Genomic DNA, 26,368 nt, shown 5'->3' on the forward strand with positions numbered 1-26,368 from the left:
TTGGGGCGACGCCACGCGCACGCTCGCTGGACCTAGGCGACCAGCAAACGTGTCTGGACAAATTTGACCCTAGTGAAGTGGACGCGCTGTATTGAGCCTCGTCCTTGATCGTGCTGCCGTTTGGGCAGGTGCAGGCGACAGAGATTGGGTGGACGTGGAGTGCCTCATTGCTCACCTGAACAGCACTGGCTCGCAATTCCGGACCAACGTATGCAGCAACTCCGAGATTCTCTCGAAAGCCGCCAGATTGCGATCTACTTCGCCACCGTGATTGCGGCTGCGGTCTTCGCGATCACTGCAGCACCAGCGACTACAGGCTGGGAGGAGGTGGTCAATCCAGCCCTGGCGCTCATGCTTTTTGTGACGTTTCTCCAAGTCCCCATTGCGGATCTCAAGAGATCTTTCGGCAATGGGCGCTTTCTCGGTGCTCTTGTCGTTGCGAACTTTGTCATCGTCCCGCTCGTGGTGGCGCTGCTGTTGACATTCGCTCCCGACGAACCGATTGTTCGGCTGGGAATCCTGCTCGTGCTGCTGACGCCCTGCATCGACTACGTCGTTACTTTCTCCCACCTTGGCCGTGCGGATGCGCAGTCACTGCTCGCAGCGACGCCCGTGCTGCTCATTGTTCAAATGCTCCTGCTGCCCGCTTACCTGGGTCTCTTCCTTGGCAACGACGCCAAAGGACTGGTGCAGATGGGGCCGTTCGTCCACGCGTTCGCGTGGCTGATCGCAGTGCCGCTGCTGCTAGCGGGTCTCGTTCAAGTGTGGGCCTCTCGCAAGGCGGAGGGCGCGAAGGCGGTGGCGCTGTTGGGGGTGTTGCCGGTGCCTGCAACAGCGTTGGTGCTTTTCGTCGTGATTGCCGCTTTTGTTCCGCAGCTCGGACCAGCATTCCAAGTTGCCCTTAGCGTAACGCCGTTGTACGTCGCCTTTGCTGCCGTCGCTCCGTTGGTGGGCTGGTCAGTCGCAAGAACGTTTCGGCTTGAGACGGCGCAAGCCCGATCCGTCGCCTTCAGCGCCGGCACCCGGAACTCCTTGGTGGTCTTGCCCTTTGCACTCTCGATTCCCGAGGCGATCCCTGTGCTGCCTGCAGTGATCGTCACGCAGACGCTGATTGAACTGCTCGCCGAACTAGTCTACGTGCGCATCATGCCGAGATTCGGAGTAAAAACACTGAAACTGAATCGCACCGGGTTTGGTGGAGGCTAGTTTGTTGAAGTGCAGGCGTTAGCCTGCACGGTATTGGCAACTTGCCGCCAGTAGTTTGCCTCAGCTTCCGCTGGCGGTATATGCCCTATGGATTCCAGCAGCCTGTCATGGTTGAACCAGTGCACCCATTGCAGGGTTGCCAGCTCCAGTGATTCCCGTGTTTTCCACGGCCCTCGTTTGTAGATCACCTCCGTTTTGTACAAGCCGTTGATGGTTTCGGCCAAGGCGTTGTCATAAGAGTCGCCAGTGCTACCCACCGAAGGCATCAGGCCAGCTTCCTCTAAACGTTCTGTGTAGCGAATGGAAACGTACTGACTGCCCCTGTCGGAGTGATGAATGAGCTCCGTGTCACTTGAAGGCCGCCTTGCAATCACCAAGTGTGCCGTCATTGCCGCCTGTTTTGTGTCCAGCCCCCAAATGTGTAGGTCGTGAACACCCTGCCCTCTTTCTCGCCACGGTGTGCGCGCTCTATCACCTCGGACGGCAGCATGATGTAGGCCGAGGGCGCGGTGGCCACCTTGTTCACGATGATCCAGAAGTCGCCCATCACCTTGTCGAGCGACGTGCCCAGCGGCACCGGGTTGCGCTTGCTCAGGGCCTTCACCTGCACACCCACGAACCGGGAGGCATCCCGGCTGTAGGCAATGATGTCTACCCCTCGCGCGTTGCGCGCCGTGGGCATGACGTTCCAGCCCATCAGCGAGAGCCGGTAGCAGCAGTAGTACAGACCGACGTTGCCGGTCAGTTGAGGGTCGAGGGTTGGATGCAGGCTCACGAGAACAGCTCGGAATGCGTCCCGCTGCGCACGAAAACGACCAAGCCGCTTTTGCCCGAGTCGTCGAGCGTGTAGATCAGCAGGAAGTCGCCGCCGATGTGGCACTCACGATGGCCTGCCCAGTCACCCGTCAGCGGGTGGTCGAGCCATTCAGGCGGCAGCGGCCCGTCGTTGGCGATCAGCAGCGTCATGGCCTCTTTCAGCCGGTTCATGTCGTACCGGCCTGAGTGGGACAGGCGCTGCCAGTCCTTGAGGAAGTCCTTGGTGTAGTCCGACGCGCGAGGCAGGTTCGCCCGCTTACTTGCGGCTGGCTTCTTCGAGGTCATTCAGCAGAGCATCAGCGGTTGCGAAGCGAGCGCGACGGCTCTTGATGATCTCGCTGGCCTCGGCGATGGCGACGCGGCTGGTGGCGTTCGGTGCCTTGAGCGCGAAAGGCAGTTCCTTGTCGGCGACGACGCGGGTCAGGAAAACGCGGATCGCATCGGAGACGGTCAGGCCCATCGAGGCCAGCGTTTCCGCAGCCTGCGCCTTGACGTTCTCGTCCACGCGAACGTGAACCATAGTGGTGGTAGCAGCCATGACGGCCTCCTATTGCGACTGATTGAGATACATTGTATCGCACGCCGCGCACAATCGCAAGGCGACACCCCTCCCCCCCGGCTTCATGCGTGCATGTAGGTATATAGGTAGGTATATATATACCTACCTACAGCGACCACGGAAGGAGCTTGGCGATGTTGCGGGCATCGTCGAGGCCGCGATGGTGCGAGCCATCGAGCGGCAGGCCCACCATCTGCAACGCGCGGGCCATCCCCACTTCCTTGATCTTGCGGGCTTTGGCAAACCGGCGCTTGAGGTTGACATGCTCGAACGCTGCGAGCGGGTTCTGGATACCGTGCCGCTCGCAATCGCGGGCAAGCTGCTTGGCATCGAATTGGCCCCAACTGCCCCATGTTGCGCCCGGTGCCTGATGCCGTTGGGCGAAGCTGGCCAGCCTTGCTGCAACGGTCGGGAACAGCAAGGCCCCGTCCACGTCGGCCTGCTGGATGTTGGTGAGCTGCCGACAGAACGGCGTGAGTTGAGGGCGTACCACGGGGCGCACCAGCGCCTGAAACGTGTCGAGTACGCTGCCCTCAGCGGTGGCCCACACCGCGCCGATCTCAATGATCTCCATATCGCTTGCCGGGAGGCCATCGGCATCGTCGCAGGTGGCCTCAAGGTCGATGACCAGCACCGGAGTCACAGAATCCCCGCGAGGGCATCGACCAGCGACTGCCCTCCCCTGCGATCCAGCCAGCGCGCCTGCATCCCGAAGGCCTGCGGCCCGTCAAAGTCGCAGCGCTTGCTGTCGCCCACGAAAACCGTCTCGGCCGGAGCGCAACCCAGCTCGGCGCACGCGAGCCGGTACATCGTCGGGTGTGGCTTGGCCACCCCGACCTCGTAGGAGAGCACGTAGGCGTCCAGCTCGGGCACGAGGCTGCGCACGGCCGGGCCGTACTCATAGGCAAGGTTCGAGCAGACGGCAAGCCGCAGGCCTGCGGCCCGCGCTTTGGAGAGCACGTCGGCCACCTCGGGAAACAGGCGCAGGCCGGACAGCTCTTCGGCCAAGTCTGCTTCCATGATGTCCAAGCTGCTCTCTGCGCCCAGCTCGACGGCGATGGTCGCCATCGGCACGTTGCGCGTGAGGCAGGCGAGCCGATCCACCGGCCGCCCTGCCGTGTCCACCAGACGCCCGTAGGGTGCCGGGCGCGTGGTGTAGCGGATCAGGGTGCCGAAGGCGTCAAAGACAATGGCTCTCGTGGGCTTCATGTATATATATACCTACCTATATACCTATATACCTATATACCTACATACCTACTCGAACAGCTCGCGCTCGAACTCGACGCCAGCTACCACCAGCGGCTCGCCGCTGGGCCAGCGCTTGGGCGGCTGGTGATCGCTGATGACCTGCACGTCGCTGTCGTCGTTGACCACAGCCACGTCGGCGGCGTGCAAAGCGGCTTGCTTGCTCGCGCGCTCGAAGCGGCAGGTGTTGGGGTCGAATGTCCAAAAGCGCATGTCAGCCTCCTTGGTCTTGAGCTTTGCGGCGCTCGTGCTCTTCGAGCAGCCGCTGGTAGGAATCGAATTCCGGGGTGCCGGGCGTGGCGAAGTTGGGCAGCATGACCAGCTCGAACTCTTCTTCAATCACCGGCCGTCCCTTCACCGGCTCGGGCATCAGGTCGGCGAGCAAGCGCAACACCGCTCTGGCCCCGGTGCGGATCGCGACGGCGTTCTTGCTGTCGGTGGCGGCATAGCCCTTTTGGATGCCGGTGCGAATGACGCCTAAGCGCTCGGCCAGCGTGTCGAGTTCGTACTGGGCTACCGACTTCAAGTGCTCTTCGTCCTGTTTGACGCGCCACTCTTTCCACTCTTCCTGCTCGGCCGGGGTGAGGATGGCGGCCACGTCGGCAGGTAGTTCGCGCGCTGCGCGGTCGAACTTGGCCACCACGCGCTGCACGTTCTTCCCCTCGGGGAAATCCGGCGTTACCTCGCGGACGCGGCGCAGGCATTGGACGGTTTTGCCATCGTGGTAGTTGCCATCTTGGTCACGGTGGCGGACGGTCTTGAACTGCATGGGCTGCGTTCTCTTCTTCTAGTTGGTTGCGTATGTGTAGAACTATACGCAAAAGCTCAAAAGTCTGCTACTATTCGCTTGCGGTCGGTAGGTATATATATACTTACCGAGTCACAGGGCCGGGGATGCACCCGGCAGGTCGAGGGCCAGCCGCCGCGCTGCCCATTGGTATGTATATACATAGATAGGAGCACCCATGATCTTCGCGTGTGTCAACACCAAGGGCGGCGTCGGCAAGACCACGACCGCCGTACATCTGGCAGTGATGCTGGCCCGTCAGGGCAAGACGCTGCTCATCGACGGCGACCCGCAGGCCTCGGCCGCGAGCTGGGCCGCATGGCGTCGTGAGACGCAGTACGACCCGTCGCCCACTACCACCTGCCTCGCTGGCAAGGCGATCTTGGCCGAGGGCAAGCAACTGGCCACCGGCTTTGAGCACGTTGTCGTCGATGCAGGCGGCCGTGATTCTGTTGGTCTGCGCTCCGCGCTGCTGCTGGCCCAGCGAGCCGTGATCCCGGTCGGTGCGTCCAACCTTGACGCCGCCGCGATGACCGACTTGCTCGAAGTCGTCGAGCTGGCCCGTGACTACAACCCGGAGCTGGACGTGCGCGTGCTGCTGACCCGTGTCGATCCCCGCACCAAGGATGCGGCTGAGATGCTGGAATTCTTGGCCGAGCAGAAGTTGACCGTGCTGCCCACCAAGGTCTGCGAGCGCGTTGCCTTCCGGCGTGCCATCGGCGAAGGCGCTACGGTGCAGGAGCTTGGCCGCGACCAAGCCGCGATCAGCGAGATGGAAGCGTTCTTCCGCGAGGTGATGGCATGAAGGCAAAACCCGACATCGGCTTTGCCCAGCGCAAAGACTTGAACGAGTTTTTGGAAAGCGGCGCTGCTGATCGCGCCGAAAAGCCTGCTGCGGCACCAGTTGCTGCGCCACCGGCTGCAACACCGCCCGTGGTCGAGGAAGGGCCGCGCTACGGCCGCGCTCGGGTGCAAAAAATCTTCAACTTCCCCGAAGAGCTGGCTGATCGGCTGCGCGAGGAAGCGCTCGCACGATCCAAGCAGAAGGGCGGCAGGGTCACGGAGAAGGACATCGTGATCGAGGCGCTGGAAGCCTTCCTCAAGGGCTGATAGGTATATATATACCTATCTATGTATATATATAACGATTTCCAGTATGGACTATAGTCCATACAAGTGACGACACCAACACCATGCAGCGACAGGCGCAACGAATTCTGATATTGTTGCGATTGGGCGCGGTATAGGGTATAAACGATGCTGACGACAACTGCTAGTGTGGTCGCGCCGAAGGTTTTGAAGGAACTCATCGCCGCTGGGTCGGTTTCCGCCGCCCGAGTGGAACCCGGTGACAAGGGCCTTCTGATCGTGGTGCGGGCCGGAATGAATGAGCGAGTGCTGGGTGCTGCCCGTGGCGGCCTTCGGTACTTCCAGAGTCTCGACGGCGCTGCAAGCGTTTTGCAGGGCTACGGGATCATGAAGTTTGATGTGAACACGGAGCACTGGGTGCCCAAGACGATGGTGCGCGGCTACAAGCAAGCCCCGGCGTCTTTGGATGCCGACGAGTGACCGTCATGGCAAAGGAGAGAGCTGACCAGACAGCAGAAAACTGGAGAGTCAGAAACGACAAAGCCCGCTTTGGCGAGCGGGCCTTGACAGATAAACCGGGCAGGGTGCCCAGACAAATACAGCGTTCGCTTTGGCGGGTGAACTCTGTACCAGTGCAATAAAGCGACTGAAAGTGCTTCCATTGTACGAGTCTTAGCCCCTGCACGCAAGCGTGCGCACGCCCCTACGGGACGTGTGATGAGGGGTTATGGCAGGTACAACGGCACAGACACGAGACAACCAGACCGCAGATCGCTTTTTCCAGTCGGGCACCGCGCTCAATCGCGTGCTCACGGAAGCGCCCTATCTGCCGCGTTGCTCTGACGACAAGACGGCCACCCGCGTCCGGCCGCGCGAATACGCCATTCGCTACCCCTACATGCAGGTCAATCGGCCCGGCTTTGTGAGCTGGCTGATCTTCGACCTCGACCACACCAAGGCGATGATCTGGGAGGACGCTGGGCTTCCTGCTCCCAATCTGATCGTCCGCAACCGCCAAAGCGGCCACAGCCACCTCTACTACGCGATTCCCCCGGTCTGCACGACCGAGGCCGCCCGCAGCAAGCCCATCGCGTACATGAAGGCCGTCTACGAGGCCTTCGCTGCCCGGCTCGATGCCGACACCGACTTCCACAGCGGCCCCGTGGCCAAGACGCCCGGCCATCCTTGGTGGCTGACGCACGAGCTGCACGCCCACGTCTACGAGCTGGGGGAGTTGGCCGACTACGTGGACTTGGCTGTGTCCAGCCCGTGGGGGAAGGGGCCGCAGTTCGACGAGGTGAGCCATTCCCGGCACTGCATCCTCTTCGAGCACCTGCGCCACTACGCCTATTCCATCGTGAACCGTGAGCGCGAGCGCGGCTCTTTTGCCACCTTCACGCGGCTGCTCGAAGCCTATGCGCACAACCGCAACAGCTTCCAGAAGCTGGGCTTCATGGACAACCTGGCCCAGTCCTCACTCAAGGCCACGGTGAAGTCGGTCGCCCGCTGGACGTGGGATCGCTACACCGGCTGCGGCCGGTGCCACCGGGGCGTGATGCAGCTCGACAAGGACTTGCCGCTGATCGAGCGGCAGCGCCTCGCCGCCGCCCGCACCCACGACGTGCGCCACAAGGCCACCGAGTCCAAGGTGCGCGCCGCGTGCCGCCTGCTGCAACAGAAGGGCGAAGCCCTCACGCAAGCCGCTATCGGCCGCGTGGCGGGCCTCACAAGGCAGACGGTGGCCACCTACAAGCATGTGCTCGAAGAAGTGCTCAAGCCCGTCGCCGTGGCGATTTTGGGGGGCGCTTCGGGCAAGGCCGAGGATGTTAAACATGGTGCACATCAGGTAACTGCCGCCCCGCAGGGGGCCGGGGTTCCGGGTGCTGCTTCGGTGTCCCTTGAGCTGTTTCCTGCTGGGCCGGGTGTCGTGCCTGTGCTGGATGGCTGAGATGGAGCTGGTTTTGGTTTTGAGTAGCCCCAGCGTTTTTCAAACGCGAGTAGCCGCAAGTGGGTTGTGGGTAAGTCCGCAGGACTTATCCATCATCCCGCGCGCAGGGCGAAGCCCGGAGGGTGTTTCGCCGCGCGTCAGCGCGGCCCCCCTGTCACTTTTCGGCGTGGCGGCCGTGTCGGTTGAATGGAGTTCGGAGGATGTAGCGTATGGCTCGACGGTCTTTTGACGATGAAACGCTCGCATGGGTGCGAGAGATGCCGCTGTCGCAGGTGCTCGACAAGCTGCGCGATGATGGTCAGTTGTTCTGGCGTCGCGATCCTGACTTCGTGCCGGAGAAGGACAAGCGGACGGTGCGGCTGTTTTTGTCGTCGCCCTCGGGCTTTGCTTGGGAAGTTCTGGTGACGGGCCTCAAGTGGTTTGACGTGCGCGCAGGGAAGGGTGGAGGTGGCGGCATCGACCTCGTGATGCACCTGTTGGGTATCGACTTCGTGAAGGCCGTCAAGCTGCTTTCGTCCGGTGCCGGTGTGGCTGGCCAGCGTCGTCCAGTTCGGCCGCAGTGAAATTCGGGCGGCTCGCTGCTGCGCATCGACCGGGCTCTCGTGCTTCGCATCGAGCCTCGTGCCGAGTCTCGACCCCTGCGGGCTTCGATCTTCCCTCCCTGTCGGTCGGCCTGCCGCTTTCGCCGTCCCGGCGACCGAAACCCCTTCGGTTTCGGCTTCCCGCGTGGGGTCTTGCCCCACACGTCGCGGGGGAATGTGGGCGGGCTTTGCCCTTGACATCCCCCTCTGACGTGAGGCTCTGGTCGTTCCAGCCGCATCAAGGGTGCCTTTGCGCGTCCTCCCCTCTTTGCTGAGGGCGGTATACCTATGTCTATTGAAAAAATCAGAACCGTGTGGTTCTCTAATGTCCGTGGCGATTTGCTGGCGGGCGTCGTTGTTGCCTTGGCACTTATTCCGGAGGCCATTGCTTTTTCCATCATTACTGGCGTTGACCCCAAGGTGGGTCTGTATGCCTCCTTTGCGATTGCCACGCTGATTGCTTTTGTTGGCGGGCGGCCTGGCATGATTTCAGGCGCTACTGGTGCTATGGCGCTGGTGATGGTGACGCTGGTAAAAGAGCATGGACTGGACTATTTGCTAGCTGCCACCATCCTTGCTGGTGTGCTCCAAATGCTGGCAGGCTTCTTACGCTTGGGCCAGCTCATGCAGTTTGTCTCTCGTTCCGTGGTGACGGGCTTTGTGAATGCATTGGCCATATTGATTTTTATGGCTCAACTGCCGGAGCTGACCAATGTCACTTGGCATGTCTATGCGATGACGGCTGCAGGGCTTGCCATCATTTATGGCTTGCCCTACATCACCAAAGCCGTTCCTTCGCCTTTGGTTGCCATCATTGTTTTAAGCATCGCTTATGTGGTTCTCGGTCTAGACATTCGCACGGTTGGCGATATGGGCGCACTCCCTGATAGCCTGCCGAGCTTCTTCATTCCCAATGTCCCCTTCACTTGGGAGACGCTCCAAATCATCCTGCCGTATTCCGCCACCCTGTGTGTCGTTGGCCTGCTGGAATCGCTCATGACTGCCACCATCGTGGATGACATGACAGACACTACGAGCAACAAAGACCGTGAATGCGTCGGCCAAGGTATCGCCAACGTTGCTACAGGTTTTGTGGGTGGTATGGCCGGATGCGCCATGATTGGTCAGTCGGTCATTAACGTGAAGTCTGGGGGGCGTGGGCGTTTGTCTACGCTGACCTCAGGTGTAGTGTTGCTGATACTGGTTGTGTTTCTTGGCGATTGGGTGAAGCAGATTCCCATGGCCGCCTTGGTCGCCGTGATGATCATGGTGTCGATTGGCACCTTCAACTGGCGCTCTATCAAGGACTTGGTTGCCCAACGCATCGGCCACAGCCTGCATTTCATCGACACGTTTGGCCTGCGCCGGGCTGATCCGGCCGGTATAAATGGCGCGCTTGAGGGCGTTAACAGCCTCGCCCCGATTGAGCACCCGGCGCAACTCGTTCCTGAAAGCGTCCTTGACAAAGTAGTCAGCCAAAAACGCCGTACGCAGCAACCGCCCCAATTGCACGCCAGCCTCATAGATTGGATCGCCCTGGGCGGCAGAACCGAACCGCGCAAGAGCTGCCACCGCACTGGCATGTCCGCTCATGACCGAGGCTGCCAGGTGCACCAGACTATCCCAATGCTTTTCGATCAAAGCGACGTCGACATTGGCTTCGCACACCGCAGCGATTTCTGCGGGCACTTTGGTGCCGCGTGGCACAAAGAGGTGGCGCTGTTTGAGTTCCTTCAACCGCGGGCAAAGATCAAAACCAAGCAAACGGGCATGTGACATGGCAAAGTCGGTGTAGCCATGGGTATCCACAGCAAGCTGGCTGGTCTCCAGCTTTTCTTGGCGGATGACACCTTCAATGGCCACGCCCGCCTGGCGCTCATTGAGCACAAAGGGCTGCGCATGGAAGATGCCCCACCGGTCTTTTACATGGGAGTAGATTCCAATGGAAGGTGTGTTGCGCCGAGGATCAAGCCGGGCTTGCCACACCCGTTTGGTGGTCTCCATGGTCATCATGTCAGAAGATGCCAAATCGGACCGCCCCCAGGTGGCGGCAATCGGGTGTCGCTGCATGAATTCCAGCACAGCCTGGCAGGCCTGGCTCAGACGCCGTTCGTCCCGCGCCCAGCGCATGGCCTGGCGAATGCTGGTGGCAGACAATTGCGGAATCATGCGCGCGCATTCGACCGCAGTCAGACTGGTGCCGTGGGCCATGATGCCGGCATAGACCATCAGCAGCTCGTCGGTAGAGCGCGGCTCACGTCCGAGCATGATCCAGCTAAAGCGCACCTGGGCGTCAACGGCCAGAATCACTTCCGGCAATTGAACCTCACCGATGCGGTGATCCAAAGCCGCGCGCAGCTTGGTCACTTCTGGGTCTTCGTCCTCTGCGGGCAATGGCGACAAATGGAGTTCATCATCCACGCGCAGTACGCCACTGCGGGCTGCAGCGGCCACCGCATCGACACCGGCAGTTACTCTGGCCAGCAAAGGCTTCAAGAAAGTGGCAGCCTTGCTGGGTAACGATAGACGGGCATAGTGTTTCTTGGACTCTGCCTGCCAACGCTCGTCCGTGAAGAACAAGCGCGCACGACCCCGAAAGCTCAGGCTGTGCTCAATCCAGACCGAGCCATTGCGCACCGCGCGGCGCAGGGCAAACAGGGTGGCCACCTCCAACGCCTGAAACGCCCGTTCCCGGTCTGGGCTGGAGATCGAAACCTGCCAGATCATTCCCAGACTTGGTGCCACCACTTCAACTGGCAGCTTTCTGGATCCTTTGAGATATAAAGCTTGCAGCTTGGCAAGGTACTCGATGGCAGGATGCTCGCCGGTGGCCTGCCAGGGCAGCTTTGCAATGGCGACGAGCAACGACCGCACGGGGCGAATTCCATCAATCAATCCCTCGCGGACCAGGGAGGCCCTGCTCGGTGGTTTGCGTTTCTGGGTTTCGGTGATCAAGGCTTCAAGACGGGCACGCAACTCAGCATCTGGCACCGCACCTTGCGCGCTCAAGGCAACAAGTTCGCCGAGCAGCGTTTTGTACATTGCGGCCCAATTGACGGTAGCGGGGACATCGGCGGCAGCCTGACGCCACAGATCGGCGATCCGGCGCTGCACCATAAGGATCAACTGGTCTGTGGTGGTGAACAGGCAATACCGAAGAAAGCATGCGACCTCCACGGTGCGCGCTGGCTCTTTGATCTTGGCTCCGGCTGAGGGCGGCCTGGAGACAAGTCGGCGCGCGTAGCGGCGCAAGATGAGATCGGGGATGTCTGCCAGGTGCTTATGAACGTCCAGCGTGTAAAGCAGGTCGATGCGCTCCAGTACCTCGCTGATTTGGCGGGTTGAGTGTTTCGCCGGTGCAGCCCATAGCCAACTCTGCTGGGTTTGTCTGAAGCCACCTCGAAAACCTGATCCAGGAGGAAGTAGAGAATTTCCTGCAACGGAGTCTCTACATGAAGAAATCGCGATTCACAGACAGCCAGATCGTGGCGGTGCTCAAGGAGGTTGAGCTTGGCGCCAAGGTCGGCGAGACCTGCCGCAAACACGGCATCAGCGAGCCGACCTACTACAAGTGGAAGAGCCAGTTCGCTGGCATGAACGTCTCCAGCCTGGCGCAGCTGCGCGAGCTGCAGGAGGAGAACGCCCGGCTGAAGCGCATGTATGCCGAACTGGCCCTGATGCACACCGCACTGAAGGACGTCGTCGAGCGAAAGCTCTGACCCCGGCGCGTCGCGAGCAGCTCGTGCAGTCCCTGGTCAACGGCCATGGACTCAGCCAGCGTCAGGCCTGCAAGGCCAGCGGCATCGCCCGCTCGACACTGCGCTACCGAGCCGTCCCACGCGACGACGCCGGGGTGATCGACTTCGTCAACCAGCACATCGCCCTGAACCCTCGGCATGGCTTCGGACTCGTGTACGACAGCGCCCGGCACCAGAACCAGCCTTGGGGCAAGACGGTGCTCTGGCGCGTGTACTGCCAGCTCAAGCTCAACCTGCCGCGGCGTGGCAAGAGGCGCCTGCCCGCGCGCGTGAAGCTGCCGCTGGACCAAGCCCAAGAACCCAACCAGCACTGGAGCTGCGACTTCATGGCCGATGCCCTGTGGAGCGGACGACGCTTCCGCACCTTCAACGTCATCGACGAGTTCAACCGCGAGGCCCTGCGCATCGAGGTCGACACCAGCCTGCCGGCGGCGCGCGTCGTGCGGGCGCTGAGCGAACTCGTCGAGGTGCGAGGTGCGCCGCGCTCCATCCGCATGGACAACGGCCCCGAGTTCATTGCCCACGCGCTGCGCGAATGGGCGCAAAGCCACGGCATCGAGCTGCGCCACATCCAGCCTGGCAAACCCACGCAGAACGCCTATGTCGAACGCTTCAACAAGACCTACCGCACCGAGGTGCTGGACTGCTACGTCTTCGAGTCGCTGGCCGAGGTGCGGTCCATGACGGCCGACTGGTTGCATCGCTACAACCACCACCGACCGCACGAATCCCTCGGCCGCATCCCGCCGGTCGAATACCGAGCGAAACTGTTCCCCAACCTCTACTTCTGACTGGTACGGAAAACCGAGGTGGCTTCATGTCCATCTGGGCGCAGCTCTGAAACTGAGGCTCGCCAGCGATCAAGTGTTGCTGGATCAACGCTGGCGGCGATGGCGGTGCCTGTTTCAACTTCAAGCTGGGCAAGTGCCGCCGCAATCAGTGTCCGAATTGCCCGCTCGTGCACGATCACCAGCTTGTTCTTGTACAGCCATTGACGCGCCCGCACGAGTAGCTGATCGCGGTCGGCGCAGCGCGCCACTTCGTCGCGCAGTTCACGTACCAGTGAGCGGCGCTGGTGCTCGCTCATCCACTGGAATCCAAGGACCGTGCAGGCTACTTGTTGGTGATCGAATAGCGTGCGCCCGCGTTCATACATGGCTCTCAGCGAGGCGACTTCTGGTGCTGCAATGCCAAGCTCGTTGCCAAGGTGGCGCCACAAGGCTACTGGAATTACCCGAAAGGCACCGAGCAAACGCCCACTCATGCGCAGGAAACCAATATGGAGCGCCAGACCAAGCTTGTGGGAATCACCTCGGCGTGCATTGATTGCGTCGCGCTCGGCACCATCGAAGGTGAAAAATGCCTTCATCTCGAAGTCGCTGATATCGCGGGGGAGCCCACGCATCCCCAAAAACGTTGTGTGCCAACCCTGCATCGTGAACCTCAAAAGTGGGAGGCCACCATACCCGTTTACAAAGCGAACAGGAAAGTCAATGAAATCAACGGTCTACCCAGACCACCCCCGCGCCAGTGCTAGCTTTGCGTACCGTCACTTATTGCACTGAAAACGAGGAGACCCCGCTGCGCTCAGGCGAATACCGCGCGCGTGGCGCTCGAACAGCGGCGCGCCAAGTTCTTCCTCAAGTTCAAGAATCTGGCGGTTCAGCGCTGAGGACGACAGGAAGACCGTTTCGGCGGCTGCGCGTATCGACTTGCTCTGTGCGACGGCGACGAAGCACTCCAGCGACCTCAGATGCTGCATCCGGCTATGCGCTCATCCGAAGCGGTGGGTAGGTCTCGGTCGAGAAGAAGGAGCTACCCGCAACGTACGCACGACCAGGCGACATGTCAGGCGACGGGCCGTCTTCCGCAGAGCCCTCGAATGTCAGCTCGAGCTGCACGCCGCTGGGGTCATAGACGAACAGCTGCCACAGGCTGGTGCCTGGCACCAGGAACTCCCTCCAGTCTAGACCTGCGGCTTCGAACCGAGCCCGGTACGCATGGTAGCCACTGCAGGCAAGGGAGACATGGTCAATTGCGGCAGTGCCGGACTGAACCACGCTGGCTCCGCCGAGCGCCGGGCCACCGGCGTACACGTGGATGATGGCTTGGCCCCCGGGTTGGGGACATGCAAGCCACGCACCGGGGAAGCCGAAGTCAGGGCGAGCGACCTCACGCAAGCCGATGACCTGAACCCAGAACGCTCTGGTCGCGTCTAGGTTCGACGTCTTGATGGCCAGGTGAAACAGTCCAAGGGTGATGGCGCCGTCGTGGCTCATGAACTCTCCAGTGGGGTTGTGGCCATCAAGTTGATGGCGTTTGGAGGGCTGTCCCCCGGAGAGGGCAGCGGTAGTCGGCGGAGTCAACCGGCGGCGGGTGCAAGCAGGCTCACGTGGGCCGACACGACCCGCCAACCTTCAGGCGTGCGGACCCATGTCTGGCTCTGGCGGCCGGTACGGTCGCTGCCCGTGCGGCGGAACTCGATATTGGCGGTGGCGAAGTCGGTGCCGTACGTCGTGATGACGGTCTTCAGGACCTCGCGTGCTAAGCCGTTCGAGGGGCGGGCCGCGCGGAATCCTGCGATGGCGTCGTAGCCATACAGGTTCTCGGTCGCGCCATAGCGCAGCGTGTGCGGACTGCGCCAGAAAAGCTCGTCGAGGACAACCACGTCGTTGGATGTGAGAGCGCGCTCGTAGCGGTCGAACTGGGTGGTTACCTCGGCAACGACTTCAGGAAGGTTGATCTGCATCTGGTCCATCATTTCTTCAAGCGGGCGACGCCCGCTTCTTCAAGAGCGCGCGCCGCGCGCAGACAAAGGGCTTCGTTCCAGGGCGCTGCGATCAGCTGCACGCCAATCGGCATGCCACCGGTTCCGTCGGGCCACATGGGTGCGGCCACCACAGGGCAACCTGCGAACGAGATGGGCTGGGTGAGCAGGCCCACTGCTGGACGACAGGGATGGCCGGTCGCGTTGACCTCGATCCATTCGGTGCCGATGGTCGGCGCGCTGACTGGCGTGGCGGGTGCAATGAGCACGTCCCAGTCCTGAAAGAGCGCGTTGACCTTGTCGCGGTACGAACGACGGAATCGCTGGGCCCGGAGATACCAGTCGGCCGGCTGCAGCACGCCGGACATAAAACGGTCAACCGACAGCGGCTCGAAGTCCTGCGGTCGCGTTCGGAGGTCATCCAGGTGCAGACTGCCGCCTTCGCTGGCTGTGACGATGAAGGCGGCTGCGCGTCCGAGGGCTGCGTCCGGCCAGAGTACCTCGTCGCTTGCGCCGAGGGCTCGCGCGACGGCGTCCGCGGCGGACCTGGCGGCTGCGGAGGCGAAGTCGCGGAAGTACCCTCCGAGGACACCAATGCGCAGGCCTTCTACACCGCCTGCAAGTTCCGGCATCGCAGGTTGCACCCGCAGCGCGTGGCAGCCGGGATCAAGAGGGTCGGGGCCCTGCATCGCGTCATATGCCAGTGCGAGGCACTCCACGCTGTCAGCGAGCGGACCGAGGTGGTCCAGGCTGTGCACGAACGGATAGGTGCCTCGCCGTGAGAGCCGGCCGAACGTCGGCTTCAATCCCCAGATGCCGCAGAGCGACGCCGGCACGCGGATCGAACCGTTGGTGTCCGATCCGAGCGTCAGCGGCACCTGGCGGGCAGCTACTGCGGCCCCCGAGCCGCCCGACGAACCACCCGCGATTCGGGTAGTGTCATGCGGGTTGCGGGTCGGCCCATAGTGGGTGTTCTCAGTCGTGAACCCGTACGCGTACTCGTCCATGTTGAGCGCGCCGACCAGGATGGCGCCAGCCGACTGAAGCCGCTGCACAAGAACCGCATCCTCCCGCGCTGCGGGTAAGTCGCGGTTGATCTTCGAGCCCGAGAGGGTCGTGATGCCTTCGATGTCGAAGAGGTTCTTGACCGCGTAGGGGAGTCCTGCCAGCGGAGGCAAACTCTCGCCGCGCGCGCGGCGCGCATCGACGGCCGCAGCCTCAGCACGCGCCCGCGCCGCCGTCACCTCGGTGAACGCGTTGATGGTGCCGTTTGTCGACTCGATGTGAGCCAGCGCCTCGTCGCAGACCTCCCGGGCACTGCGCTCGCCACTGGCAACAGCTCGCAAGATGGCGGTGGTGTTCATGCCTGCGCCTCCTCTGTGGGGAAGGGCGCCGCACGGTAGATTTCGGCCAGCTCATGCTCAGGCGCGAGCTGCGCCTGCTCCAGGAGCCGCGCCATCGCGACCGTTCGGCCGAAGTGCTGGGCAACGGCAACCGCGCGTTCTGCGTCCAGCTTCAGGCCGACAGCGGCCGATGCTGCCTTGACGTAGTTGAGGACTTCTTGTTCTTCCATGTCCAACAGTTCCGGTGGATGAGGTTGGGTTGCAAGTTCTACGCCCGCAGGGACGCTTGGTAGGCACGCCAGCCACCATGATGGGAAACATCGAGCGCATCCTCGGTAGCAAGTGCTTCGCACGTGAAGCCTTGGACTTTGCTACCGTCCTGCAGCGTCAACGTACCGATGCCGAGAGGACCAGGAATCTCCGCCACGAACGAGCCATAGTGCTGCAGCGGCATGGACCAGACCTCCACCACGATGCTCGTGCCGCTGCCTTGGGGGCCCCGAAGCAGTCCCGGCTTGGGTGGAACGGTTCCGGGGAGCGCGAACAGGCGGTAGTCGGGAGCCGTGCGCGACTCGCGGATGAGCGTTGCACCGCGATCCGTGAGCTGCCGGTTCAAGGGCATTCCGGACAGATGGGCACCGACGACTGCAACCTGCACCGACGCGGCGGGCGCAAGTCCGGCGATGGCTTCGGGCGGTGGCAGCGCATGCGCCGTGGCGCCCTGAAGCAGCCCCGTTGCGTGGTGGTAACGCTGGCCGAGGTCTGCGAGCTGCAGGTCGCTTGCGCACTGGCCGATGAGGGTGATGCCGAACGGAAGCCCGTCCTCGCGGATGCTGCTCGGTACGGCGAGAGCGGCATAGTCCAGAAGGTTGACGAAGTTCGTGTACTCGCCCAGATTCCGGTTCAACTTGACCGGGTCGGCCTGCATCTCGGCAATGGTGTAGTGCGTGGGCGCGGTCGGAACGACAAGCACGTCGATCTGGTCCCACATCCCAGCTGCCTTCTGCCCAAATGCGCGCAGGCGCGTCTGCGCATCGAAACAGTCCGCCGCGGAGTAGTTCCGCCCAGCACCGATGATGGTTCGAACAGGCTCGACAATATCGTCGCTGTTGCCGTCGAAGAAGGGGCGGATCGCTGCGTAGCGCTCTGCGACCAACGCGCTCTCGTAGAGCAGCTTGGCAGCATCTGCCAGGGGCGTGTAGTCGACCTCGACAGGGGTGCCTCCCAGCGACTTCAGGCGGGCGATTGCGACCTCGAACTCGGCCTTTGCAAGGTCGTCGTCGAAGAATTCGAGCTTGCTGGGAACGCCGAACCGGAAGCGTGAGGGGAGCGGTTGAGCTGCGAGGTCAAGCTTGCGAGAGTAGGGGTCTTCGGGGTCGTAGCCCGCAGCTACTGCCAATACGCGAGCCGCAAGGCCAACCGTCGTTGCGAAAATGGAGACGCAGTCGACGCTCTGGGCTGCTGGCACCACACCATTCGCGCTGAGAAGACCACGCGAGGGCTTGAGTCCGACGATGTTGTTCAGCCCTGCCGGTACGCGGCCAGAGCCTGCGGTGTCGGTGCCGAGCGCGAAGTCCACCTCACCGGTTGCCACCGCCGCCGCTGAGCCAGAGCTGGAACCACCGGAGACGTACCGCGCTTCGAATGCGTTAGGAACGGGTCCAAAAGGCGAGCGCGTGCCGTTCAGGCCGCAGGCGAACTGGTCGAGGTTGGTCTTGCCCACCAGCTTCGCGCCCGCGTCCAGCAGCTTGCCGACCACGGTTGCGTGTGCGGCCGGCATGTTGCTGTAGCTCGGACAACCGGCAGTGGTCGGCCAGCCGGCAACGTTGATGTTGTCCTTCACCGCGAAGCGCAGTCCGGCAAGGCGGCCGTCCGTCGTGGTTTGAATCGGACGGTCCGGTCGGACGATCCAAGCTGCCGCAGGGTCGCCTTTGAGTTGCTGAGTCGTGGTCAACATGTCGTTCTCGCTCTTTGGTGCTCAGGCGCGCGCGATGACCGCAATCGGGCCACCGCCGGCGGGCCCTTGATGCTCGGCTCCGCCGGACACGTACACCATGCCGTGGCCAACCACCGACGCGACAACAGCGCCCGTCACGGCTCGGGCATGCCGGGTGGAGTTGATGTCCGAATCGCCAAGCATCGTGTGGCGCATGCCACGCACCCGTCCGTCGGGGCTGGCCTCGGCCTTGCAGAACACGTTGACGATGCGGTCCAGTCCTTCGTTACCCTGCAGACCCAGCGACTGCATCGTGCGACGCACGGCCTCGGCGTCAATGGCGTCCGCCATCACGTCGTGGGCGATGACCAGATCGCTGGTCGCCTGCGCGCTCATGCCGATGGCGATGACGACGTTGTGCTCCAGTTCGATGCCGGCAGACACCGATGCGACGGCAGAGGACAGGCTCCAGTCGTGCAGCACCGCATCGTCGACCAGCGCCGACGAGGCGGCCTCCTCGGTGGCCAGGGCGATCCCCAAGGCGGTCGCCCCGCGTGAGTAGCCCATGGACTCGTAGGTGTCGGCCGTGACAGGCTCGCAACCACGTTCGCGCGCTGCAGCGATCTTGCTTGGAGTGAGCAAAGGACACTTCACCTGGACGAAATGCAGGTCGTCTATCGACGCGATGCCACCGTCCCGCATGGCGCGCACGACGGCTTCAGCGGTCTCTTCGATCTGCGCACGCCGACCGATTTCCTCGGGCAGGAAGTCGCGGGTGAAGGCGATGCCAAGAGTCAGCCGCTTCGAACCCGCGACAGGGACTCCTTGCGCGGGCCGCCTGGTGAATACCGTCTGGTGTGGAGACAGAACCCCCTCGGTGCCGCCCGACATAACGAAGGCAACACGCTTCTCGACTTCACTGGGCTCCAGTTCCAGGTGGCGGCCGAGACATGCGGCCAGCATGCTGGTCGCGTACTCGCGGGTGTAGTCGTTCACACAGCCGTTGCCCTCTGTCTTTCCCATCACTGCGACGATGTCGCGTGCGGCCACCCGTCCCGACGCGATCAGTTCTTCAAGGCCGGAGATGTCGCCAGGGCTGCGACTTGGGATACGGATGACGTCGACGTGATGCATGTTCGGTTGTCTTTCGGTGGTCAGGTGGCGGAGACCCCGCGACGAGCGAGCTCGACGAAGGGATTGAGGTACCTCCTGTCGTTGCTCGGCACAGGTGGTGCGCTTCGGAGCAAGGTGGACGGAGGTGTCCTGTGGCGCTGTTGGGACGCAAACGGTATGCCATTGAACGCTCTCGACTGAGGCCTTTTCAGGCGCTCTGCGCTGCCGTTCCGGCATCAGTCTTGCATTGGGCTTGGCATGCAACACCTTCGCTTCCTCCACTACATCGATGCAGTCGCCCGCAGCGGCTCAATCCGCGCTGCAGCCGAAAAGCTCCACGTTGCGTCGTCCGCCGTCAACCGTCGCGTTCAAGACCTGGAAGAGGAGCTGGGCACACCCATCTTCGAGCGGCTCCCGCGTGGGGTGCGCTTGACGGCTGCGGGTGAGCTGTTCCTGGGATACGCCCGTAGGCGCAAGGCCGACCTGGACCAAGTGCGCTCTCAGATCGAAGACCTTGGCGGCGTGCGTCGTGGCCACGTCACGCTTGCTGCGAGCCAGGCTCTGGCTCCTGCCTTCCTGCCGAAGGCGATCCATGAATTTCAGACGTCACGGCCGGGCATCGCATTCGACGTCAAGGTCCACGACCGCGAGCGCGCAGTCGACGCCGTCACGGACTTCGAAGCGGACCTCGGCCTCATCTTCAATCCGCCAGACCTACGCGGCTTGGCGGTGCTGGCCCAGGCCCGACAGCGCACCTGCGCGATGGTGGCGCCGGACCATCCCCTGGCCAAGCGCTCGAGCGTGCGTCTGAAGGACTGCCTGGCGTATCCCATCGCGCTGCCGGATAGCAGCCTCTCGGGGCGCAGCGTCCTTGAGGACCTGTTCGAGCAGTCGTCCGCACAACCGCATCCGCCGCTGGTGTCGAACTCCTACGAGATGATGCGCGGCTTCGCCCGGGAAGCGGGTGGTGTGAGCTTCCAGATCGAGATTGGCGCAGGCCCTTCGGCCGGCGCCGTGGCCATTCCCATCGACGAGCGCAGGCTACCGACCGGAAGACTGGTGTTGGTCGCGCTGCGTGACCGTGTGCTCCCAATGGCAGCAGCTGCTTTTGCCGAGTTCATCACCGAGAAGCTCAGGGAATCGAACCAAAACGGGGAGTGAATCTACCAACATGGTGCACGCGAAAGATGCCATGCACCACAGTGAGAACTGCTGCCGTTTTGGCATCGGTGTGATTCAAAAATGGCAAAAAGTGAGACCAGTTCAGGTGCGCCCGAAGACTTGCATCAGCAGGCTCGTCATGCGGCCTGAATTGGCCTGCTTTTTGCACTGAGCTCAGTACCTCACACAAGGACTTTGCCCATGTCTTCGCCCGTTACCCGTCGCTCCTTCTCCACACTGACCATCGCTTTGGCGTTTGGAGGCATGGCCTCCGCAACGGTCGCCATGGCGCAAGGCCAAGCCAAGGTGGCGATGCTTCTGCCTGGCTCCATCAACGACCAGAGCCACAACGCCAATGGCTACGCGGCCATCATGAAGTTGAAGGCCAATGGGGCGGAGACGGCGTACTCTGAGAACGTGCCTCCGGCGGACCATCTGGAGACGATGAAGGACTACGCCCGTCGCGGCTTCAATCCGGTCATCGGCCACTCTGGTCGCTTCCTGTCGGCAGCACAGCGTGTCGGTCCGGAGTTCGAGAAGACCACGTTCATTGTCGGTGCCGGTTCGCAGGGCTTCGGCAAGAACGTCACCTCGATCAACTACGACGATGCGCAGGTCGGATTCCTGATGGGCGTGCTGGCTGCGCGCCTGTCCAAGACCGGCAAGATCGGCTCGGTCAACGGCCTCGAGGGGCTGCTGAACGTTGTGCAGCAGGTCGGCGCGTTCCGCCAAGGCGTGAAGAGCGTTCGCCCTGACGCCGAAGTCCGCGTCATTTACATCAAGGACATGGAGGATGCGGCCATGGCGAAGGAGGCCGCACTCGCGCTGATCGCGGGCGGTGCCGATTTCGTGTTCGGCAAGCTGAACGCCGGGCAGAACGGCATCATCCAGGCAGCGAAGGAGAAGAACGTCTTCACCACCGGCCGCTCGTTCGCGCATGCCCAGGCCGCCGCTCAGAACGTGGTCAGCTCGATCATTGAGAACTGGGAAGCGATGTACGTCGCCGCGGCCGCCGAGGCGCGCGCTGGAACGCTGAAACCGGCCCTCATCACATACGGCTACGAGTCGAAGACCGGCCCTGGTGCAGACCTGATGTTCAGCAAGGAGGCTGCGTTCGCGCCTTCGGTACCCAAGAACGTCGTTGCCGAGATTGATGGCCTGAAGAAGAAGTTCTCCGCCGGCGAACTGAAGCTGACGGTCAGCAAGGAAGACGCGCGCGGAGGCGTATGAGCCAGGCACTGCTGGAGATGCGCGGCATCTCCAAGTCTTACGGCTCGGTTAGAGCCAATCGCGGCATCAACCTCACGGTTATGCCTGGGCAGATCGTGGGTTTGCTCGGCGAGAACGGCTCGGGAAAGAGCACACTGATGAAGGTGCTCTTCGGCATGGTTCGCCCCGACGAAGGGGGCATCGTGTACGAAGGCCGGGAGCTTGAAGCCGGAAGCCCGCGTGCTGCCTTGCAGAAGGGCATCGCGATGATCCACCAGCACTTCACGCTGGTGGAGGCGATGACGGTGACGGAGAACCTGATGCTGGGCTGGAGCGAGCGCGGCGGCGCCTGGCTGGACCATGCTGGGACCGCCGCGCGCGTGCGCGAGGCCGCGACGCGCTACGGCCTGGAGATCGACCCCGACGCGCGCGTCGAAGCGCTCGCGCTGGGTGAGAAGCAACGCGTGGAGATTCTCAAGGCCATCCTGCGCGGCGCCCACCTCCTGATCCTGGATGAGCCGACCTCAATCCTGTCGCCACCGGAGATTGCGCTGTTGCTTGCCTTCCTCAAGCGCTTCCGCGCCGAAGGCCACTCCGTCGTGTTCATCACGCACAAGCTCGGAGAGGTGCTTGAAGTCGCCGACCAGGTCGTGGTGTTGCGCGATGGCCAGGTCGTTGGCGATGCCCCGACGGCCGGTGCTACGCGGGAGTCTCTGGCGCGGATGATGGTTGGGCGGGAACTCGCGCCGACGGCTCCACGCAGCACTTCAAACCCAGGCGCGGTTCGCCTGCAGATCGAAGGCCTGAGCGCAAGCGACGCAAGTGGTGTGGAGCGTCTTCGCGGCGCGAGCTTCACCCTGCGGGCAGGTGAGGTCCTTGCTCTCGCCGGTATTGACGGCAACGGACAGGCTGAGCTGGCTGACGCCCTGGCGGGCATCATCGCGCCGTCTCATGGCCGGATTTTGTTGGACGGAGTCGACGTCACCCGTGGCAACGCACGTTCGCGGCTCGCGGCTGGCATCGCCTACATCCCTGCCGACCGCGCTGGAACGAGCCTCGTGCAAGGCATGTCGATTGAGGACAACCTCGCATTGCGGGACATCTCAAGCACCCCGTTCTCGACGGCTGGACGCATCGCACGTGGTGCACTTCGCAAACTCGCACTCCAGCGGATGCACGACTTCGACATTCGTGCGGCGTCACCCAACGTGCCGGCACGGACGCTCTCGGGTGGTAACCAGCAGAAAGTAGCACTGGCGCGCGAGTTGAGCCGCGGACCACGCGTGGTCATCGCCTTCCAGCCCACGTGGGGCCTGGACCCCGGGGCGACACGCTTTGTGGTTGAAAGCTTGCTCAAGCTGCGAGAGCAGGGGGCCGCGGTGCTCTACATCTCGTCGGAGCTGGAAGAAGTGCTGCAGGTGGGCGACCGCATCGGTGTGCTGTCGGAAGGGCGGGTCGTCGACGTTGTTGACCGAGCTGATGCAGACCTGGAGAGCATTGGCCTCGCACTGGCAGGTGCGCGCAAGGAACAAGAGAAGGAGTTGGCATGAGTTCGCATGCACAGCCATTGCCAGCGCCTGGCGCGCTATCCGCTTTCATAGCTCGCGCCGGCAGTGCGGCTCCGCTGTGGCGGGCCATCGGCTCCGTCGGCATGGCGTTTGCCATTACGGCCGGCCTGATTCTGCTGTCCGGGAAGGACCCGTTCACGGCCTACTGGTACCTCTTCACGGGCGCGTTCGGTTCGTGGGACCGCATCGTCGTCGGTCTGAACAAGACCACTCCGTACCTCCTCTGTGCGGTGGGCATTGCGCTCTGTTTCCGCGGGCGCGTCATCAACATCGGCGCAGAGGGACAGCTGGCCGTCGGCGGTGCTGCCGCGTCGGCGGTCGCATTGGCGATGGGCGGTGGCTCTGCCTGGCTGGTGTTGCCCATGGCCATGCTCGCAGGCGCTGCCGCGGGTGCCGGCTGGGCGAGCATCGGCGCAGGGGTTCGCGTGTTTCGCGGCGTTCACGAGGTGCTGGTCACGCTCCTGATGAACTTCGTCGCGCTGCTTCTCGTCGCTGAGCTTCTCCACGGGCGCATGGGCGAGGAGGGCGCCGGGTTCCCGCAGTCCCCTCTGTTCGATCCGAGCGCCTGGCTGCCGAAGCTGGTGTCTGGGACTGACCTGCATTTGGGGATCGCAATCGCGGTCGGCGCGGCGCTTCTGGGGAACTTCGTCTTGTGGCGAACGACGCTGGGCTACCGGTGGCGGGTCGCGGGCGCAAGCGCCTCTGCTGCGCGGTATGCCGGCATCTCGCCAGCGCGCACGGTCTTTGGGCTCATGGCGACCGCTGGCGGCCTGGCTGGTCTGGCAGGAGCCATCGAGTGCGTCGGGGTGCACTACCGCTTGATCGAAGGCTTCTCTGCTGGCTTCGGCTTCAACGCGGTGGCGGTCGCCCTGATGGGAGGGCTGAACCCTCTCTACGTGATCCCGTCGGCCTTGTTCTTCGGGTTCCTTGAGGTCGGGGCGCTGTCGATGCAACGACAGATTGGTGTGCCCTCGTCGCTGGTGCTCGTGATTCAGGGGATGACGATGATTTTCGTGCTGGGCGGCCTTGGCCGCGCTGGTCAGGACAAGGTGTAAGGCATGGATTCCGCCCAGCTTCTCGACTTTCTGGCGGCTACGCTGCGCATCGCAGCCCCGCTCATTCTGGCCGCCCTTGGCGGCATCATCTGCGAGCGCGCCGGCACCTTCGCCGTAGGACTGGAAGGGCAGATGCTGGCCGGGGCGTTCCTCGGGGTCTTGGCCACCCATGCCGCATCAAATGCAGGCTTTGGATTGATAGCAAGCGCAGCGGGCGGCGCCATGATGGCCGGAGTGGTTGCCATTGCCACCGTGCGGTACCACGCCGAGCACATGGTGACCGGTATCGCTTCGAACATCCTGGCGCTCGGGCTCACGAGCTTCTTGCTTCGCGCCGTGGCTGGGAACGGCGGCGCACCCACTATTCGCGTTCCGCTACTGGAGGTTTGGGCGATTCCTGGTCTTTCGGAGCTGCCGTTCGTTGGAGCGCTGCTGTTCCGACAGCCTCCGCTGACCTATCTGGCACTGGCGCTGGTCGTACCCCTGTTCCTGTTCCTGTTCCGCACACGAGTTGGTCTCGACCTCCGCGCGGTGGGCGAGAACCCCGTGGCTGCGTTTGCGGCCGGGGGCGATCCTGCGCGTGTCCGTACCGCGGCAATCCTGGCTGGCGGAGCATTGGCGGGCCTGGCTGGTGCGGTGCTGTCGCTGCAGCAGGTTGGCACCTTCACCGACGGGATGACGGGTGGGCGGGGCTACCTGGTTCTGGCTGCCATCATCGTCGGCCGCTGGATGCCGCTCGGCAGCCTGTTAGCTTGCCTCATGTTCGGTGCAGCGGAAGCCATGTCGCTGCGTGTGCAAGCCTTCAGCCTGCCGGTGTCGTCGTATGTGATCCAGATGGCTCCATACCTTGCGGCATTGCTGGTTCTCGCGGGCCTGGGCAGAGGCACCCGGATGCCAGCGGCCATCGGGCAACCGTTCCGGCAATCCTGATCCAGCGGTTCGTCGGTTCTCGAAGGAGTTCAACTTGACCGTCGTGAAGACACCGGGCTTCTGTGCCCTGTGCAAGTCCCGCTGCGGCTCCGTCATGGTCACCGAGCATGGAAATCTCATTGGCCAGGAGTCCGACGGGCCTCTTGGCAGGCTCTGGAAAGGTGACTCAAGATGACCAATGCCGCAGCATCGCCCACGGTGGTGGGCGTTCAGATCAGCAAGAAGCACGTGTTCAGCAAGACAGCCGAACCAGTGATCCGGCTGATCGAAAACTTCGGCGTGGAAGGCGATGCTCACGCCGGCCCGACCGACCAGCACCTGTACCACATGCGCCGGTTTGGGCAGCAGCCGAACCTGCGCCAGGTGCACGTCATCCATGCCGAACTGTTCGATGATGTGCTGACCAAAGGCCACAACGTCAAGCCTGGCGACCTGGGGGAAAACATCTCCACGCGCGGCGTCGATTTGCTCTCGCTGCCCACGGGCACGCGCCTGCACTTTGGCAGCGAGGCCGTGATCGAGCTGACCGGCCTGCGCAACCCCTGTGTGCAGATCGAGAACTTTCAGCCGGGCTTGCTACAGCACGTGGTCGAGCACCGACCGACCGGTCTGGTGCGCAAGGGTGGCGTCATGAGCATCGTGGTGCGCGGCGGCGAGGGAGGGTGTGCAGAATTTTGTGTAAACGGACAATCCACCGCAGGCGCAAGTCTGCATGTCCGTAAGCACAATGACAGCCAAGAAACACGAAGTCCCTGAAGAACTGCTGGCGAAACTGCTGGCTGATTACAAGAAACCTGAAGACCTGATCGGCGAGAACGGCCTGCTCAAGCAGCTGACCAAGCTGCTTGTAGAAAAGGCGCTGGACGCCGAACTGACCGAGCACCTCGGCCACGACCGACACGAACCGGTGGTCAACACCGGCGGCAACACTCGCAACGGCAAGAGCAGGAAGACGCTCAAGGGCGAGTTCGGCGAACTGCCCATCGAGGTGCCGCGCGACCGCAAGGGCACCTTCGAACCCCAACTGATCCCCAAGCACCAGACCCGCTGGGCCGGCTTCGACGACAAGATCATCTCCCTGTACGCCCGCGGCATGACGGTGCGCGAGATCCAGAGCCACCTGGAGGAGATGTACGGCACGGAGGTCTCACCCAGCCTGATCTCATCCGTGACGGATGCTGTAAGTGAGGAGGTTAAGGCCTGGCAGGCACGCCCGCTGGACGCCATCTACCCCATCGTCTACCTGGACTGCATCCACGTGAAGGTGCGCGAGGGCGCCATACGGGTCAAGGCC

28 protein-coding genes and 4 pseudogenes are annotated in these 26,368 nt (G+C 62.8%); 15 read left to right on the forward strand and 17 right to left on the reverse strand.

Translation table 11 applies throughout. The features are described from left to right. Positions 1 to 210 precede the first annotated feature (210 nt). The gene (locus FYM52_RS14625) at positions 211 to 1,206 is read left to right on the forward strand and encodes an arsenic resistance protein (protein WP_071038021.1); all 996 of its coding nucleotides are present in this window, start codon (positions 211 to 213) and stop codon (positions 1,204 to 1,206) included. Here the strand turns inward: FYM52_RS14625 and FYM52_RS14630 are convergent. The 8 genes and pseudogenes from FYM52_RS14630 to FYM52_RS14665 form a co-directional block, all read right to left on the reverse strand. Continuing rightward, positions 1,203 to 1,574: pseudogene (locus FYM52_RS14630) on the reverse strand (integrase core domain-containing protein); the annotation flags it as partial. The gene FYM52_RS14625 and the pseudogene FYM52_RS14630 sit on opposite strands and share 4 nt — an antisense overlap. A 17-nt stretch (positions 1,575 to 1,591) precedes the next feature. Beyond that, a complete protein-coding gene (locus tag FYM52_RS14635) occupies positions 1,592 to 1,981 on the reverse strand; it encodes a hypothetical protein (RefSeq protein WP_154164638.1) in 390 nt (129 codons plus the stop codon). Further along, positions 1,978 to 2,307, reverse strand: coding sequence for a type II toxin-antitoxin system YafQ family toxin (locus tag FYM52_RS14640; protein WP_034372868.1), 330 nt, complete (start codon positions 2,305 to 2,307; stop codon positions 1,978 to 1,980). Before FYM52_RS14640 ends, FYM52_RS14635 begins: the two co-directional genes overlap by 4 nt. Continuing rightward, positions 2,279 to 2,560 carry a type II toxin-antitoxin system RelB/DinJ family antitoxin gene (locus FYM52_RS14645; protein ID WP_034372871.1) on the reverse strand — a complete coding sequence of 94 codons (282 nt, stop codon included), beginning with the start codon at positions 2,558 to 2,560 and terminating at the stop codon, positions 2,279 to 2,281. The genes FYM52_RS14640 and FYM52_RS14645 overlap by 29 nt, the downstream gene beginning before the upstream one ends. Before the next feature lie 127 nt (positions 2,561 to 2,687). Continuing rightward, on the reverse strand, positions 2,688 to 3,215 hold the full coding sequence (locus FYM52_RS14650) for a 3'-5' exonuclease (protein WP_341271473.1): 528 nt from the start codon (positions 3,213 to 3,215) through the stop codon (positions 2,688 to 2,690). Between the two features lie 5 nt (positions 3,216 to 3,220). Then, positions 3,221 to 3,790 (reverse strand): HAD family hydrolase, encoded by a 570-nt coding sequence (locus FYM52_RS14655; protein ID WP_034372876.1) that lies wholly within the window; start codon positions 3,788 to 3,790, stop codon positions 3,221 to 3,223. Between the two features lie 48 nt (positions 3,791 to 3,838). Continuing rightward, complete coding sequence (locus FYM52_RS14660; RefSeq protein WP_034372879.1) at positions 3,839 to 4,042, reverse strand: hypothetical protein; 204 nt, start codon at positions 4,040 to 4,042, stop codon at positions 3,839 to 3,841. Between the two features lies 1 nt (position 4,043). Continuing rightward, on the reverse strand, positions 4,044 to 4,598 hold the full coding sequence (locus tag FYM52_RS14665) for a hypothetical protein (RefSeq protein WP_034372882.1): 555 nt from the start codon (positions 4,596 to 4,598) through the stop codon (positions 4,044 to 4,046). Positions 4,599 to 4,794: 196 nt separating this feature from the next. On the opposite strand from FYM52_RS14665, the gene FYM52_RS14670 reads away from it, so the two are divergent. From FYM52_RS14670 to FYM52_RS14695, 6 genes and pseudogenes are all read left to right on the forward strand, one after another. Continuing rightward, on the forward strand, positions 4,795 to 5,421 hold the full coding sequence (locus tag FYM52_RS14670; RefSeq protein ID WP_034372885.1) for a ParA family protein: 627 nt from the start codon (positions 4,795 to 4,797) through the stop codon (positions 5,419 to 5,421). Beyond that, positions 5,418 to 5,726, forward strand: a complete 309-nt coding sequence (locus FYM52_RS14675) for a hypothetical protein (protein WP_154164639.1) — start codon at positions 5,418 to 5,420, stop codon at positions 5,724 to 5,726. The genes FYM52_RS14670 and FYM52_RS14675 overlap by 4 nt, the downstream gene beginning before the upstream one ends. A 147-nt stretch (positions 5,727 to 5,873) precedes the next feature. Further along, the gene (gene parC / locus FYM52_RS14680; RefSeq protein ID WP_034372891.1) at positions 5,874 to 6,185 is read left to right on the forward strand and encodes a ParC family partition-associated protein; all 312 of its coding nucleotides are present in this window, start codon (positions 5,874 to 5,876) and stop codon (positions 6,183 to 6,185) included. 247 nt (positions 6,186 to 6,432) lie between these two features. Next, entirely contained in the window at positions 6,433 to 7,653 is a 1,221-nt protein-coding gene (locus FYM52_RS14685) for a replication initiation protein (protein WP_034372894.1), read from the forward strand. Between the two features lie 209 nt (positions 7,654 to 7,862). Next, a complete protein-coding gene (locus FYM52_RS14690) occupies positions 7,863 to 8,216 on the forward strand; it encodes a hypothetical protein (RefSeq protein WP_034372897.1) in 354 nt (117 codons plus the stop codon). Positions 8,217 to 8,522: 306 nt separating this feature from the next. Continuing rightward, positions 8,523 to 9,546: pseudogene (locus FYM52_RS14695) on the forward strand (SulP family inorganic anion transporter); the annotation flags it as partial. A gap of 5 nt (positions 9,547 to 9,551) precedes the next feature. Here FYM52_RS14695 and FYM52_RS14700 read toward each other — a convergent pair. Beyond that, positions 9,552 to 11,621: pseudogene (locus FYM52_RS14700) on the reverse strand (Tn3-like element IS1071 family transposase); the annotation flags it as partial. A gap of 65 nt (positions 11,622 to 11,686) precedes the next feature. Between FYM52_RS14700 and FYM52_RS14705 the strand changes: the two are divergent. Beyond that, positions 11,687 to 12,783 (forward strand): IS3 family transposase gene (locus FYM52_RS14705; RefSeq protein ID WP_370513856.1). Its coding sequence is split into 2 segments (ribosomal slippage): positions 11,687 to 11,939 and positions 11,939 to 12,783, totalling 1,098 coding nucleotides; the frame shifts between segments, so codons are not numbered across the junction. Positions 12,784 to 12,797: 14 nt separating this feature from the next. Here the strand turns inward: FYM52_RS14705 and FYM52_RS14710 are convergent. From FYM52_RS14710 to FYM52_RS14745, 8 genes and pseudogenes are all read right to left on the reverse strand, one after another. Further along, positions 12,798 to 13,427: pseudogene (locus FYM52_RS14710) on the reverse strand (DUF4158 domain-containing protein); the annotation flags it as partial. Positions 13,428 to 13,541: 114 nt separating this feature from the next. Next, positions 13,542 to 13,754 carry a LysR family transcriptional regulator gene (locus tag FYM52_RS14715; protein ID WP_154164641.1) on the reverse strand — a complete coding sequence of 71 codons (213 nt, stop codon included), beginning with the start codon at positions 13,752 to 13,754 and terminating at the stop codon, positions 13,542 to 13,544. Positions 13,755 to 13,758: 4 nt separating this feature from the next. Continuing rightward, positions 13,759 to 14,271 carry a VOC family protein gene (locus FYM52_RS14720; RefSeq protein WP_154164642.1) on the reverse strand — a complete coding sequence of 171 codons (513 nt, stop codon included), beginning with the start codon at positions 14,269 to 14,271 and terminating at the stop codon, positions 13,759 to 13,761. Positions 14,272 to 14,354: 83 nt separating this feature from the next. After that, positions 14,355 to 14,741, reverse strand: a complete 387-nt coding sequence (hpxZ, locus tag FYM52_RS14725; protein WP_154164655.1) for an oxalurate catabolism protein HpxZ — start codon at positions 14,739 to 14,741, stop codon at positions 14,355 to 14,357. Between the two features lie 8 nt (positions 14,742 to 14,749). Continuing rightward, positions 14,750 to 16,123, reverse strand: a complete 1,374-nt coding sequence (locus FYM52_RS14730) for an AtzE family amidohydrolase (protein WP_154164643.1) — start codon at positions 16,121 to 16,123, stop codon at positions 14,750 to 14,752. Next, on the reverse strand, positions 16,120 to 16,332 hold the full coding sequence (locus FYM52_RS14735; protein WP_154164644.1) for an AtzG-like protein: 213 nt from the start codon (positions 16,330 to 16,332) through the stop codon (positions 16,120 to 16,122). The genes FYM52_RS14730 and FYM52_RS14735 overlap by 4 nt, the downstream gene beginning before the upstream one ends. A gap of 38 nt (positions 16,333 to 16,370) precedes the next feature. After that, positions 16,371 to 18,059: an allophanate hydrolase gene (atzF, locus tag FYM52_RS14740; protein WP_154164645.1), complete on the reverse strand. Its 1,689-nt coding sequence runs from the start codon at positions 18,057 to 18,059 to the stop codon at positions 16,371 to 16,373. A 21-nt stretch (positions 18,060 to 18,080) separates the two neighbouring features. Continuing rightward, positions 18,081 to 19,172, reverse strand: coding sequence for a ring-opening amidohydrolase (locus FYM52_RS14745; protein ID WP_154164646.1), 1,092 nt, complete (start codon positions 19,170 to 19,172; stop codon positions 18,081 to 18,083). A gap of 237 nt (positions 19,173 to 19,409) precedes the next feature. On the opposite strand from FYM52_RS14745, the gene FYM52_RS14750 reads away from it, so the two are divergent. The 7 genes from FYM52_RS14750 to FYM52_RS14780 form a co-directional block, all read left to right on the forward strand. Beyond that, positions 19,410 to 20,312: a LysR family transcriptional regulator gene (locus FYM52_RS14750; protein ID WP_154164647.1), complete on the forward strand. Its 903-nt coding sequence runs from the start codon at positions 19,410 to 19,412 to the stop codon at positions 20,310 to 20,312. 201 nt (positions 20,313 to 20,513) lie between these two features. After that, positions 20,514 to 21,542, forward strand: a complete 1,029-nt coding sequence (locus tag FYM52_RS14755; protein ID WP_154164648.1) for a BMP family protein — start codon at positions 20,514 to 20,516, stop codon at positions 21,540 to 21,542. Next, entirely contained in the window at positions 21,539 to 23,071 is a 1,533-nt protein-coding gene (locus tag FYM52_RS14760; RefSeq protein ID WP_154164649.1) for an ABC transporter ATP-binding protein, read from the forward strand. The genes FYM52_RS14755 and FYM52_RS14760 overlap by 4 nt, the downstream gene beginning before the upstream one ends. After that, entirely contained in the window at positions 23,068 to 24,144 is a 1,077-nt protein-coding gene (locus tag FYM52_RS14765; protein ID WP_154164650.1) for an ABC transporter permease, read from the forward strand. The genes FYM52_RS14760 and FYM52_RS14765 overlap by 4 nt, the downstream gene beginning before the upstream one ends. A gap of 3 nt (positions 24,145 to 24,147) precedes the next feature. After that, positions 24,148 to 25,074: an ABC transporter permease gene (locus FYM52_RS14770; RefSeq protein WP_154164651.1), complete on the forward strand. Its 927-nt coding sequence runs from the start codon at positions 24,148 to 24,150 to the stop codon at positions 25,072 to 25,074. A gap of 171 nt (positions 25,075 to 25,245) precedes the next feature. Continuing rightward, a complete protein-coding gene (locus FYM52_RS14775) occupies positions 25,246 to 25,830 on the forward strand; it encodes an MOSC domain-containing protein (RefSeq protein WP_154164652.1) in 585 nt (194 codons plus the stop codon). Then, positions 25,802 to 26,368, forward strand: a 567-nt coding sequence (locus tag FYM52_RS14780) for a transposase (RefSeq protein ID WP_179954957.1), incomplete at its 3' end; no start/stop codon positions are given. The genes FYM52_RS14775 and FYM52_RS14780, both read left to right, overlap by 29 nt.

The organism is Comamonas sp. CAH-2 (assembly GCF_009668305.1).
Taxonomy (GTDB): domain Bacteria; phylum Pseudomonadota; class Gammaproteobacteria; order Burkholderiales; family Burkholderiaceae_C; genus Comamonas; species Comamonas aquatica.